11 protein-coding genes and 1 tRNA gene are annotated in these 13,497 nt (G+C 51.7%); 10 read left to right on the top strand and 2 right to left on the bottom strand.

All coding sequences use genetic code 11. The features are described from left to right. Positions 1-2,058: cation-translocating P-type ATPase (locus AC0AP0_RS03990; RefSeq protein WP_490429452.1), on the top strand; the 2,058-nt coding region annotated here is incomplete at its 5' end. A gap of 128 nt (positions 2,059-2,186) precedes the next feature. Here the strand turns inward: AC0AP0_RS03990 and AC0AP0_RS03985 are convergent. Continuing rightward, positions 2,187-3,551 carry a NosD domain-containing protein gene (locus tag AC0AP0_RS03985; protein ID WP_490429451.1) on the bottom strand — a complete coding sequence of 455 codons (1,365 nt, stop codon included), beginning with the start codon at positions 3,549-3,551 and terminating at the stop codon, positions 2,187-2,189. Positions 3,552-4,224: 673 nt separating this feature from the next. Between AC0AP0_RS03985 and AC0AP0_RS03980 the strand changes: the two genes are divergently transcribed. From AC0AP0_RS03980 to AC0AP0_RS03955, 6 genes are all read left to right on the top strand, one after another. Further along, the gene (locus tag AC0AP0_RS03980) at positions 4,225-5,514 is read left to right on the top strand and encodes an ABC transporter substrate-binding protein (protein WP_110413561.1); all 1,290 of its coding nucleotides are present in this window, start codon (positions 4,225-4,227) and stop codon (positions 5,512-5,514) included. Between the two features lie 110 nt (positions 5,515-5,624). Beyond that, positions 5,625-6,680, top strand: a complete 1,056-nt coding sequence (locus tag AC0AP0_RS03975; protein ID WP_258334499.1) for a carbohydrate ABC transporter permease — start codon at positions 5,625-5,627, stop codon at positions 6,678-6,680. Beyond that, positions 6,677-7,534, top strand: coding sequence for a carbohydrate ABC transporter permease (locus AC0AP0_RS03970; protein ID WP_258334498.1), 858 nt, complete (start codon positions 6,677-6,679; stop codon positions 7,532-7,534). The genes AC0AP0_RS03975 and AC0AP0_RS03970 overlap by 4 nt, the downstream gene beginning before the upstream one ends. 161 nt (positions 7,535-7,695) lie before the next feature. Next, on the top strand, positions 7,696-8,730 hold the full coding sequence (locus tag AC0AP0_RS03965; protein WP_490429450.1) for a LacI family DNA-binding transcriptional regulator: 1,035 nt from the start codon (positions 7,696-7,698) through the stop codon (positions 8,728-8,730). 700 nt (positions 8,731-9,430) lie between these two features. Continuing rightward, positions 9,431-9,712 carry a type II toxin-antitoxin system RelB/DinJ family antitoxin gene (locus tag AC0AP0_RS03960; protein ID WP_181414986.1) on the top strand — a complete coding sequence of 94 codons (282 nt, stop codon included), beginning with the start codon at positions 9,431-9,433 and terminating at the stop codon, positions 9,710-9,712. Then, entirely contained in the window at positions 9,709-10,014 is a 306-nt protein-coding gene (locus AC0AP0_RS03955) for a type II toxin-antitoxin system RelE/ParE family toxin (protein WP_445342031.1), read from the top strand. Before AC0AP0_RS03960 ends, AC0AP0_RS03955 begins: the two co-directional genes overlap by 4 nt. 108 nt (positions 10,015-10,122) lie before the next feature. Here the strand turns inward: AC0AP0_RS03955 and AC0AP0_RS03950 are convergent. Further along, positions 10,123-10,195: transfer RNA gene (locus tag AC0AP0_RS03950), tRNA-Lys, on the bottom strand. 499 nt (positions 10,196-10,694) lie between these two features. On the opposite strand from AC0AP0_RS03950, the gene AC0AP0_RS03945 reads away from it, so the two are divergent. The 3 genes from AC0AP0_RS03945 to AC0AP0_RS03935 all read left to right on the top strand — a co-directional run. Beyond that, entirely contained in the window at positions 10,695-11,432 is a 738-nt protein-coding gene (locus AC0AP0_RS03945) for an ABC transporter ATP-binding protein (RefSeq protein ID WP_490429449.1), read from the top strand. Then, positions 11,432-12,853, top strand: a complete 1,422-nt coding sequence (locus AC0AP0_RS03940; protein WP_490429448.1) for an FtsX-like permease family protein — start codon at positions 11,432-11,434, stop codon at positions 12,851-12,853. The genes AC0AP0_RS03945 and AC0AP0_RS03940 overlap by 1 nt, the downstream gene beginning before the upstream one ends. A 37-nt stretch (positions 12,854-12,890) precedes the next feature. Next, positions 12,891-13,497, top strand: a 607-nt coding sequence (locus AC0AP0_RS03935) for a hypothetical protein (protein ID WP_490429447.1), incomplete at its 3' end; no start/stop codon positions are given.

Here is a 13,497-nt window from a genome sequence, read left to right as displayed (position 1 = left end):
AAGCATCATGCCATCGTCAAGAAGCTCAGCTCGGTGGAGACCCTGGGATCGGCATCAGTCATCTGCTCCGACAAGACGGGGACGCTGACCCGCAATGAGATGACCGTTGAGCGGGTGGTCGTCCCCTCGGGACAGGTCCGACTCACTGGCACCGGGTACGCCCCTGAGGGAGCTATGCAGCCGGTCGAGGCCGGAGGGTCTGACGACCCGCTGACGGACACCATCGATTCATCCTTGGCTAAGGCGGTTGAAGAGACCCTGATGGTCGGGACCATCGCCAACGACGGAGACCTTCACTGGCAGGTGGACGAGGCCGAACCGGATTCCCAGGCCCAGTCTGGATCGGGACAGGGTCACTGGCAGATCGTCGGTGATCCTACAGAGGTCTCGCTGATTGTCGCCGCTCGCAAAGTCGGCGCCGATGCCAAGGCTGATGGCTACCGTCGTCTGGCCGAGATTCCCTTCACATCGGAGCGCAAACTCATGTCGGTCCTGGCTGTCCCGAATGACGGCGACGAAGGGCAATCGCGCCTCTTCTGCAAGGGCGCGCCCGACGTGCTGCTTGGCCGATGTGACCGGATTCTCGATGGCGGCCACGTCAGGCCTATCACCAGCGCCGATCGGGAAAGGATACTTTCCCAGGTCAGCAGCCTCTCGTCGGATGCCTATAGGACTCTGGGGCAGGCTTTCCGACCTATATCCGACCGCGAATTGTCATCGCTGACCGAAGCCGACGAGGGGGAGGAGCCGTCAAGGACGATTGGGACAGATCAGGTGGACCAGTTGTCTCAGATATCTCAGCATGCCCCGGCGGTCCGCCTGTCTGCCGACAAGGTGATCCAGGAAAGCACCCGACTGGAGAGCAATCTGATCTGGACGGGCATGGTTGGCATCATCGACCCGCCCCGCACCGAGGTCCGCCAGGCGGTGGACCAGGCTCATAAGGCCGGTATCAGAACGATCATGATCACTGGCGACCATCCACTCACCGCAGCCAGAATCGCAGGGGACCTGGGCATCATCAAGCCTGGACAGCCCGCCTGCACCGGCGAGCAGCTGGATGCCATGGATTCGGACCAGCTTCGTGAGACCACCTCCAAGGTCTCCGTCTACGCCCGCGTGGCCCCCGAGCACAAGCTGAGGATCGTCGAATCGCTCCAGGACCAGGGCAAGGTCGTGGCCATGACCGGCGACGGCGTCAACGATGCCCCCGCTGTCAAGACCGCAGACATCGGCGTGGCCATGGGCATCACCGGGACCGAGGTCACCAAGGAGTCAGCCAAGATGATCCTGGCGGACGACAATTTCGCCACCATCGTCCAGGCTGTGCGAGAGGGCTGGGGCATATTCGACAACATCCGCAAGTTCCTGCGCTACCTGCTCAGCTCCAACATGGGAGAGGTCTTCACGGTCTTCGGTGGAGTGGTCTTTGCAGGGCTTCTGGGCATATCGCAGCCCGGTATGGCGGGTGTCACCGTGCCGCTGCTGGCCACCCAGCTGCTCTGGATCAACCTTCTGACCGATGCGGCCCCCGCGCTGGCCATGGGTGTGGACCCGCAGACCGATGATCTGATGGATCGCCCGCCCCGATCCATCAACGACCGGGTGATCGACCGGGACATGTGGGTTGACATCATCTATATAGGCCTGGTCATGGCTGTGGTCACCCTGATCGGCATGGACATGCATCTGAGCGGCGGCCTCTTCACCGACAGGTCCGTCCAGGCGATCGGTCACGAGGCGCAGATCAGGGAGGCGCGGACCATGGGCTTCACCATCCTGGTCTTCGCCCAGCTCTTCAATGCGCTAGCATCTCGATCCTCTCGGAAGTCGGCCTTCCTGGGACTCTTCAGTAACCTCTGGCTCTGGGGTGCCATAGGGATCTCGATTCTGCTCCAGCTCCTGGTGATCTATGTGCCCTTCCTGGGTGAGGCTTTCGGCACCGTTCCCCTCCAGCCTCAGGCCTGGCTGGAGTGCATCGCTTTGGCCTCCCTGGTCCTGGTAGCTTCGGAGCTGCGCAAACTGTTCAACGGGACAGTCAGACAACTGCCGGTTTGACCTCTCCTCGCCCCTCCCCCTTCCCTTAGGAAGGCAGATAATACGTTGGTATATCAAAAAACCGGAAAGTTGGTTGATTACCGTAAGTCACTTATTTCGTCACTTTATGAGCATGAATGATTCCGCGATCAGACAGGCTGCTCCGGCAATGGCCTGCATGCATTGCTGGTTTTGTCCATCCTGATCTGGGAACTGGTTCCAGTATCGAGAATCATGTTATGAGAAGAAGGAGGATCAACCTGCACCGCGAGGAAATTGATCGATCTGGCAGCTTCTCCAGAAAGCATCGCTGTGACCTGCGTTGAGAAACAAGAATCACTGCTGTCTTTTTCTTCCTCTTCTAAGGAATCTTCTGTTTCTGTAGTCGCTACAATATGGTTACTGGCAATGTAATTGCCGGAACCATTGATGAGATGAATGATGACTGGCGTAGTGCCAATGGGATTAATGCTGGTGCTATCCAAAATATATGAAAAATGATTGGCAATCAGTGAATTGTTATTGCCATCAATACGCACAATGCCGTACAAATCGTTCAGTCCGTTGTCGTGGTCCTGCATCGGAGGCCACGGTTCATGTGCTCGATAGATATGATTTGCGGCTACCAGATTGTCCGAGGAATCGTCTCGCAAATCTATCATTCCGGGGTAGAAGGAATGTAATCTATTGCTGGTGATAGTTGAGCGTACAACGTTTTTGAAGTAGATGCTGCTGGCACCTCGTGGGAATATATTATTGCTGGAAATTAGCAGTCCACCGAAGTGCTCAGCGAAGATCGAATACCCTTTATAGCCTGCGCCGATAAGGTTGTCGGTTATTTTCGACGCTTGTCCCCAATCTCTTAGTTCAATGCAGTTTCCACATTCAGCGATGAAATTATCATGGATGCTTAAGGCATCGGCTTGCTTGATGATTATGCCATGTTCTAGGTAAACCAGCCCCATGCCATTTACCCGGAAAGAATCTTGAGCACATGCTACATAAATACCGGTTTTCCCATTGATATAGGTATTTTCAGGATTCTTCTCACTCGACCCGTCGTCTACAAAATGCAGACCATCGATGCAGAAATGGGAAAATTCGACCGAGCTAATTCGCGGACTTCCATCCCTTTTGATGAGAAAGGCTGCGGATGAGGTTTCATCATCCTTCCTCGGTTTGAGGTTCACCAGTATTCGGCTTCCTCCGGGCCATAGCTCATGTAATGACTGCTCGTTTGCCTGTGAAAGATTGAAACGAATACTCGACGATGTGAAACCGTGACCGGAGCCAACGATAGAGAGATAACTAATGTCAATAAGTACTTGTGTTTCCAGATGGTAATCCCCCGGGGGAATGAATATGGTGGCCCCAGGTTTCCCTCCTTCATCCAAGTCGATTTGGCTCTGATTCCGTTTGATGTCTTTGATCATGCTGTTGATCACTAGGCCTATATCCTTGTAGGGATCTCCGACTGGCCATTGCGTCACATCATAATAGGTACGACTGGTCATCTATGTCCTCCTTGAACGGTTGTTGTCTTGTAGCTACTGTGCTGCTGAACATTGCTGGGTACTGGGTCTATTCGCGGTGCGCTCTGGGATTCCATGCATCTGTGAATAGATACAACAGGATAATCATAAATGAATAATTGTCATATTTCAACCGATAAATATAGTATTTCATGGTTAAAAATGGCTTATTTACAGTGATTGGCAGAATGCTTGCTATTTATATATTAATCGGTTGACATATACTCTAAAAAAACATATATTGTTCTTGTCGGTGATGGCGCAGTGGTATCGCAAAGATGTCAGAACCCTGCGCAAATTCCCGATGACAAACAAAGGAGGTTTGGTCTTAACGGTTTCATTAAGCATTGGATGTTTTACGAATATTTGTCTGTAATCGTTCATGTTGTCAGTTCCTGACACAATGTGCGTTTGCGAATTGCATAGGCGTGAGAGCAAAGTGATGTTGCCTTGTTTTCTCAGATTTTTCATACAGAACAATGCGAATAAACATGCGGTAATGCAGTGAAGTCAATATGCCGAGCATACGAAGCTTCAAGGGTAGCAATGCGTGGAGATGATGTTATCGGTGTATCTGAACCCTCATCGGCCATGGATCGCGATTGATTGCTTTCGCCTGTGTTTACAAGCGGTGAGGTGGAAGAAAGGTTAAACAATGAAAAAGGCTATAAAAGAGGTATTGGCGGCTGTAACTACAGGTGTCCTGCTTATATCGGTGACTGCTTGCGGGGGGTCTGGGGGGTCTACAGGTAGTCCTAATGACAAGACTTTGAATCTATTGGTTGAGGGCGGAGGCCCGGCGGAAAAGGTAGCTCGTAGCAGTGCGGCTGAATTTGCGAAACAGACGGGTTACAAACTTAAGATAGATACTTCGCCTTATTCGGGTCTATATGACAAATTGAAGGCTGAAACTGATTCTGGCAAGGCCACTCATGATTTAGCTGTCATTGATGTTCTATGGTTTTCCGCTTTATCCAAAGGGTTGTCCTCTCTTGATGGGGTGCTTTCTCCAGCTGAAAAGAACGATCTGATGCCTCAACTTGCGCAAGGCGGTACGTTAAACGGGAAACTGCTTGGTATTCCTACTTGGACCAACTCGAAGATTCTGTTATATAGAAAGGATCTGTTCGAGAATGAGAGCAACCGGCAAGCGTTCAAGGCTCAGTATGGGTATGAATTACAAGTTCCCACCTCTTGGAAAGAGTATCGGGATGCGGCGAAATTCTTTACTAAGGATGGAAACTACGGGACTGCTGTTGTGGGGCAGACTGGCGCTGATTCGGTAACTGGTTGGCTGGAATTCGCCACTCAGGCAGGTGCCAAAAATCTTGTGCTAGGCAAAAATAATAAGCCTGATCTACAAAGTAAACCTTACTCGGATGCCCTGCAATATATGCAGAATCTGGTAAAGGATGGCTCTGTTCCTTCCGATTATCTATCGCTGGGAACCAGCGAAATATCGAATATGTTCAATCAAGGCAAACTTGCGATGCAACTTACATGGGGTCATTTCTATCTAGCTTCGGCCAAGGAATTGGGTGACAAGGTCGGTGCTGCGCCAATGATAGGCGGTTCGGCAGGTATCGGAGCCATACCTGGACCTTGGTATGAAGTGTTATTAAAAAATTCTAAGAAACAGGATATAGCCAAGAAATATTTGAAGTTCATGTATGGGAAGAATGAGGGTTACATGAAGGAATTGGGCGTAGCTGCCCGTAGGAGTGTTTTCAAAAAGTACGAGAATAATCCTCAATATGCTCATATCAAGGCGTTGGAGGCTACTCTAGCGGCCAAGCAAACCCAGAATCGCCCTGCTACCAGACTTTGGGCACAAATAGAAAGCGAGACTTTATCGCCAATGGTTCAGAAAGTGTTTAAAGGCGCTAATGCCAAGGAGGAGCTAAAGGCGGCGCAGCAATCGATTGAAAGCCTATTGATGGAATAGGTCGGCAATAGTGCGGGTGGGAAATGCGGCAGCGTTCCAGGTTAGCAGCTGTAGTGAGGAAAATTGAGTCTGCATTCCCACCCTGTTCTCTCTGAAAGTAGGAGAAAAAGATGAATCGTAAAACGGAGAGGCATCGCGAAAGTTCGGGGAAAATCTGGCTAAATCAGAGATTACCAGGGCATGAGGGTGAGAAAGATACGGTATCTGTAGGGATAATGAAAAGAGAGAATGCAATGCTTCTCAAAGGGCGGCGCTTTAGATTCAGCCCTCATAGCACCAGGAAGATGATCAGTTCAACATTTGATAATCGAACCCTGTTCAAGTTCTTTTTGCCTGCTGGGATTTTTATGTCGGTGTTCCTTCTTTTCCCTCTGCTCAAGCTACTATATGACAGTTTTTTTGACGTTGGTGACAACTATGAGGGTAGGGCATTCGTCGGTCTGAAGAATTATGCTAAGGCCTTGGCTTCTCGGCAGTTTCAAGCAGATTCTTTGCACACAGCAGTCTATGTAGTCGTTGCCGTTTCCTTCGAGACAATACTTGGCTTACTTTTGGCTGTAGTTTTGACAAATAAGTATAGGGGATTTAAAGCTATTCGTACTTTTATTCTGTCCCCGCTGATGATTGCACCTTTGGTAGCAGGCCTGGTATGGAAATTCATGCTGAGTGGACAGTTCGGTATTGTCAATGTTCTGTTAGTTAAGGGAGGACTGTTGCATTCCACTGATGGCATACTCTGGCTCTCGGATTCACGGTTTGCTCTTATCTCTTGCATCATCGCAGATGTATGGCTCACGACCCCTTTCATGATGTTGATGTTTCTGGCCGGAATTCAATCAATACCGGATAGTCTTTATGAATCCGCCGAGGTCGAGGGCGCCAGTAAGTGGCAGATCATAACGAAAATCATCATTCCAAATATCCGAGGTGTGTTGTTCAGTGCCCTTGTGATTCGTGTGATTGATGCAGCGAGAACATTCGACATCATCTGGGCCATGACTCAGGGAGGCCCTCAGGGCTCATCCGAAGTTTTGAGCGTGCATATATATAAGATGCTTCAACGTTATGGGGATGTTGGGTATGCCAGTGCTATGGCGGTCATATTTATTCTCGTGCTGGTCGGTATTACCTTGGCCACGCAGTTCAAGCAGAAGAGGAGCTCATGATGTTCCATGAGAAATTCGGTCGCAATAAGGACGACAGCATCTGGATCATACTCATGTATGTCTTGGCGATTATATTTTTGCTGGCTTTTATATTTCCCTATCTCTACATGCTGTTCTCTTCTTTCAAGCCCTCCCATGATGTCATCTCTGTTAATCCGACCTTCCTTCCTAAGGCTTGGTCCTTGGAAAACTATCGTAAGGTATTCGAGACCTCCGATATGGGGCTATATTTCGGTAATAGCTTTATAGCGGCTGCAGTCAGCACGCTGATCTGCTTATTGTTGGGTTCTTTGGCATCCTATGCAATATCTCGAACAGCTATGTCGCGGTTTAGCGGGATTCTACTAATTGTGGTGCTTTGTCTCAAAATGATTCCCATGTCCAGCATCGTGGTTCCGATCTATAGTCTGGTTCAGCAATTTGGCATGTATGATTACCTGCCGGTTCTCTGCGTTGTCTACGCTGGGGTTAATATGCCGTTTGTTCTATGGATGATGATCAGTTTCTTCAAAGATGTGCCGGTGGATCTTGACGAGGCAGCAGCGGTGGATGGAGCAGGGCCTTTTACGGCTTTTGTTAAGGTAATCCTTCCTGTAGTGACGCCGAGCCTTATCTCTACTGGAATATTTACTTTCCTCTTAGCTTGGAATGATTTTCTGGTTGCGCTGCTGTTGACTAGCAGTCAGGCCAAGACTGTGCCGGTCGCCCTTTCAGAATTTTTGACTTCCTACAATCTGGACTTAGGGCCCATGACTGGCGCCGCTGTACTCTTTTCTCTGCCCGTTATTGTGATCTCGTTTTTCCTGCAACGGTACCTGGTTTCCGGCATGTTGGCGGGTTCTGTCAAAGGATGATGAGCAATATATTCCCGACTGGTGCCGCTTCTCGGCATCAGTCGGGGTCTCTATTTCAGAGATTTGATAGTTTGCACATACACTAAAAGGTGAGTGAGGGAGAGTAAGTCAACGAATGAGTATCTACTCCCTGAATATAGCAATTATGAAGGGGGATAGGTATGGTCACTATAACAGATGTTGCTCGGGTAGCGGGAGTTTCCAAGAATACGGTATCCCGGTATCTCAACAGCCGAGGCTATATATCTCAGGGAACTCGAAATAAGATTCAAGAAGCAATAGACATGCTTCATTACCAGCCGAACCAAATCGCACGTAGCCTGTACACGAACAGAACAAATATTGTTGGCTTGGTGATACCTGATGTAGTGCAGCCATTTTTCGCTACTATGACATCGAGGATTGAGGATGAGCTTAATCAGAGGGGCTACAAAATGATTCTGTGTAATACTATGCATTCTTCTGATAAAGAGAGAAAATATCTTGACATGCTCACGGCTAATAAGGTCGACGGCATTATCATTGGCAGTCATTCCATCGATATCAATTATGCCGATATCAAAGCTCCGATAGTGGCTTTGGACCGGTTTCTTGCTGATGCCATACCGGTGGTGAGCGCGGATCATGTTCAAGGCGGCATGTTGGCTGCTAAAGCTTTTATTGACCGTGGATGTAGAAATGTGGCTCAGTTCATTGGATCTTCTAAAGTCCGAACTCCCTCGATTGAGCGGCATAAGGTTTTCGCAGAGCGGATGCATGAGGAGGGCATTTCCTGCGCTACCTATGAACTAGATTTGAACCAATTTGAGTTCTCTACATATTTGACGACCGCAAACGATTTTCTGGTGGACAATCCTACTGTCGATGGAGTCTTCGCCTCTGATCTGGTGGCCCTTGCCGTTCAGCGCAAAGCCCTAGAATCAGGTCGGCGCATTCCCGAAGACCTATTTGTTTTCGGTTATGACGGTTCTTTCGTCTACCAGATTGCGTATCCAATACTTCCTACGGTCATCCAACCTTTTCGCCGGCTGGCTTCTACACTCGTAGATGTATTGCTCAAAGAAATCAACGGGGAAAAGTTAGACGAGCATCTTTATGTGCTTCCTGTGACGATCTCGGGGGCGAACGGAGAGGGTGCAGAGCCAAGCTCCGCTCACTCTTCCAAGGTGCGTCCTAGAATCTCCCTTCCTTTTTAGACCCAACGGCTTATCCTCTTTTCTCCTGGCGTGGTGAGTTCATGCGGGATTTGGAGTTGTTTGTATCCTCTCCTAACCTGTTTGTAGCTGTTCTCATATGACTTGAAATTTATGAAGTAAGTCCACTATGTCAGGAAGTGGCCGATATCTTCCCTATTCTAAATGTTAAATGTGACCCTGCGGCTTTCCAAACTGTGTAGCTCTTCTTCAGCGATGACTAGTTTGTTTTCTGACATAGGTACTCCTAATAAGGTAAAAGTGACTTTGCCTTATGACCTGGCTGCTTATTTCTTCTTGTTTGAAGGCATCCAGGAAAGGACCGGAATGGTGATAGGCCCAGAAGACCTCTGGCGCGGTGTATCCATGATCAATCAGCTGTGTGGGGGCCAAGGCTGTTATTGCTAAGGGGCGAGTGCAGCTGTGTTCGGCGTTATTCTCGTTCGGGCGACTTTGGTTGTAGCGGAAGACCTCTGGGTATCGCCTCCGTAGAGGTCCACTTCGTCGAAGATGGCTTGGAAGTATGAGTAATCGGAGTCGCCCAGCGCATCATGAAGTAATAGACATGTGTCATTGCTGTCAGCTATGCGCATTAATGCCTTACCATGCACTGCAATTTTGCATTAAAGTAAGATATCTGCTGTAATTTTGTACTTTTATGCAAAATTACAGACAACGAGGAAGGTGGGCTCCAATGGAGAAGATGTCTCAGGTTACGGTGCGTATATCCGATGCGGACAAGCAACAGGTGGATCATATCGTGAAGGAGCTTGGTCTGGATATGACTACGGTCACCAGAGCTTTTTACAAGCAGATCATTCGGGAGCAGCGGATCCCCTTGGACTTCAGCTTGGATCTACCTGCCGAAACCGAGGAGGCCTTGGAGGAATCGCGCCGTCTGGCCATGAGGGGGAAGACTAGGGGGTACGCCACAGGAAAGGACCTGGTGGATGGCGTGCTAGCAGCTGCTGGCGCGGATCGATGAGGCTTGCGCTGGTTCCCACTGGTGCTTTTACGAGAGACCTGAAGCGCATGGCTCGCAGGCACGTCCCGTTAGAGCCGGTCGAGGAGGTGCTAGATCTGATAGCGGAGAATTCTGAAGCGTCGCTCCAGGCATTGAAAGCGCATCATCGGATGTATATGCTGCAAGGTTATGCGGCTGTTTATGAGTGCCATGTGGGCAATGCTGGAGATCTGCTGCTGGTGTCGCATAGGGAGGGCGATGCTGCCTATATTTTACGACTAGGTTCCCACGATCAGGTGTTGGGTAGGCGCGGTAGATACTGAGATTCGGCAAATAGATCAAAGTTGTATCAGGAACCTGGCCCACTGTTGCGCAGGCAGATGATCTGTGCGGAGCATAGTGACTGGTATTAAATAATCGGCAATCCAAAGTGCCCCCCGTGGGACTCGAACCCACAACCCACGACTTAAAAGGACGCTGCTCTAACCATTGAGCCAGAGGGGCAACATCTCAACACTACATGTTTGTGTTGGATTTTTCCAGTTCGCGGCAAGCCGGTTCTCGGGCGAAGCAAGACCGAGAACCCATGCAGATTAACGAAGAATATCAATTTGAAACGCTACCTTTCCGTCCACTTAACAAGGTTGTTGGGGTCTGTAGGGGGAGGGGTGGGGCAAACCCTGAACTTGCTGACGGGACCCGTACCGGATAGTAAACGAACCTGTCTGCCAAAAGCTTCTGCCAAAGCGTAGAGCGGTTTCCTATCCGTTGCGTAGTGAATCGGGCCCTGTTTTGTCGTCTGCAGATGGCGAAGTGGCGGCCGACGTTGATTTCCCTGTACTCGGATTGAAAGAATCATCCCTGCGAGGCGATCTCTTGCCCTCGCAAGTGCGCTGAGGGAGGGAGCTCCGATGAAAGAACCGGATCAATACGCATCGCCGCACGTACAGAGCATCACAGGCTCATACAGGCGTTCACCCGTTTGCAAGCACTGGATACTGCCATGAAGCGTACCGCCAATCCTTCCGACCTGAGCGAGCCCTTCGCTATCCATGCATCTGGCCTGTGCAAGCAGGTGTCGCCTAGGAAGGGGGAGGTCTTAACTCTCCTGGACAATGTAGAATTCACTGCATCTTGGAGAGCCATGACCGGGATTGTAGGGCCATCGGGTAGCGGCAAGTCAACTCTGCTTTACTGTCTGGCAGGCCTCGAACCCGTCAGCTCTGGCCAAGTGGGAGTCCTGGGTCAGTGCATCTCTGCCATGGGGCCTGCGGCGTCGGCATGGTTCCGCCGTGCGCACCTGGGTTTCGTTTTCCAGTCCTATAATCTGGTGCCTTCGATGAGTGTGGAGGACAACCTCAAACTGCCCTTCATTCTGCGCAAGACTCGCTGGCCGGAGGATCAGGCGTTCAAGCTGCTGGGCAGACTGGGCATCAGGGGGCTACTCAAGACCAATGTGACCCTCCTGTCAGGCGGCGAGCAGCAGCGGGTTGCCCTGGCCCGTGCGCTGATTTCGGATCCCGACATTATCTTCGCCGATGAGCCTACTGGCGCCCTTGACCAGGAGACCGGCAACGCGGTCGTCAATGAGCTCGCTGCCTTCGCCGGTCGACCGGGCCATGCAGTGATTATGGTCACCCATAGTCCGGAAGTCGCCTCCCGTTGCAACACTCTGGTGCATCTGTGCGACGGTCGCATAGTTACAGCCGACAAGGTTCCTGTGCCGAAAGCGGGCATCTGATGCGACTTCTTCTTCGAGATTTCAAGGATGCCCCCTTGGTTTGGTCTGGTGTCGCCCTCGTGCTGATCGCCTCGCAAACCATGGTCGGCCTGCTTGCCATGATGCTCTCTTCAGCCAAGGCCTTGGGCGACCTTCCCGGCATGGCCGAGCAAGGTCGCACCGCCTACCAAAACTTGATGATCCCCTTTGTCGCACTTCTCGTTGCCGCAGTATTGATCGTTCTGCAGGTCGTTTCGTCGGTGATCAACCAGCGGCGGCGCAACCTTGCCCTGTTAGCCTTGCAAGGCGCAACGCCCTGGCAACTGACCTCGCTGACCTGTATGCGCGTATTCATCTTGGCGCTCGCGGCCAGTGTGGTCTCGCTGGCGGCCACTTTTCTGCTGGCCCGTCCCCTCTATGCATGGGAGACTTCCCAGTTCCTGATCGGCAGGCAGCCTTTCATCGCCAGTCACCAGCTGGCTTCCTGGGCGATAGGAATCTCGTGCGGGGTATTGGTGGCCTTGATCGGCACGCTGCTGACCATCGGGACCATCAGCAGGATCAGTCCCGTGGAATCTCTGCGTGCTGCAAACATTCCTCCAAAAACAACAGGTTTGGCTCGTCGTATTGCCGCTGCCTTGTGTTTGTTGGCAGCCTTGGCAATCATGCTGATGCCGATTATGCAAGCGCGGACCATCCCTGATGAGCAACTGGTCCGTTTGCACACCGCTGCACCAATCCTGCCTATCGCCATGGGCAGCACTTTCAGTTTCATATTCCTGCTGGCCGCAATCTGCTTGGCAGGTCCCTCCCTGCTGGGCACGGTCACCAGCGGCTGGACCAGGCTCGTCACTCTTCACAACCCTTCATGGTTGATTGCTTGCCGGCAAGCCAGTGCCCGCATGCGCAGCCTCAGCTCCACGGTCCTACCGCTGGTTGTGGGGGTTTCATTGCTGATGATGACCGATTCCTTCTACCAGACCAGCGCCGATTCCAGTCATCTGCTGCCTCCCAACCTGGATGTTAGCAGCTCTGATTTCTCCATGCTCATTACCCTTCTGGGTCCTGCACTGGTCGTCACGCTGGCTGGAGTGTGCGCAGGATACCTGATCTCAGCCCACGGTCGAAGCCTGGATCTGTCCCTCATTTCGATCGCTGGCGCGGACCCGAATCAACTCGAGCTCATGTCCGCTCTCGAAGGGTTCATCATGGCAACCACCGCTGTATTGGTATCCCTCACCTCCAGCCTTCTGCCGGTCATGGCCTATGCCGCCGGATTCCACAAGGTCTTTGGCACTGCCAGCATTGGTATACCTTGGGTCCACTGGGCGCTGGTCTACCTGCTTCTGACTTCGGCGGCATCACTGGCTTCGTGGGCCACGGTGCACAAATCAGCAGGTCGCTCCCCTGCCGGTGTGATAGCACAGTACACTGGCGAATGAACCTGGGCATCCTCGGCATACGGCGTGAGGGGGCGCGATGAAGGGCATAGCAACCAACCTATTCGAGCTGCTGAGCAATCAACGCTTGACCAGGTTCGTCATGCCTGTGCTGAGCCTGGTTTATGCGCTTCTCTATGTCAGCGCCCCTACGTTTCCACCAGTCTGGGCCGAGAAGATTCCCTTGCCTGTTTGGAAGACGGTCATCGGCCTGATCGGACTCCTATGTTCCTGCCTGCTGTATTGGAGCAGGCAATTTCCCTTGCTCATCACGACCATGGAGACCCTGATATACATCGGTCTGTCATTTGCCACTTCGGACGATAGCTTCCTGATACCACTGGTAGGCGCCCTCTATTTCTGCGTCTGTTTATCGCCAGCACCCAGGATTGCGGCAGGCGGGGGTGAGGTAGCCGCAGCCGTCAGTCTGGTCACCGTCAGCATGCATGCCGGGCACATGCTCTTTCTGGAATGGTCGGCCAGGATGGCTGTCATCATGGCTGTCGTAGCCGTTGCCATAGCTGTCAGGTCCTACCGGATTCGACGCGAGACGCAGCAGCGTGAGGAGCAGGAGCGCATCCGCTCTGAGATGCTTGCCAGACAAAGGGATCTGGCTATATCACGAGCCCAGGTGGCAGGGGAGTTGC

The sequence above is a fragment of the Bifidobacterium sp. POST2/T3 (B1) genome, from assembly GCF_058197115.1.
This window is presented reverse-complemented; position numbering and strand designations above follow the sequence as displayed.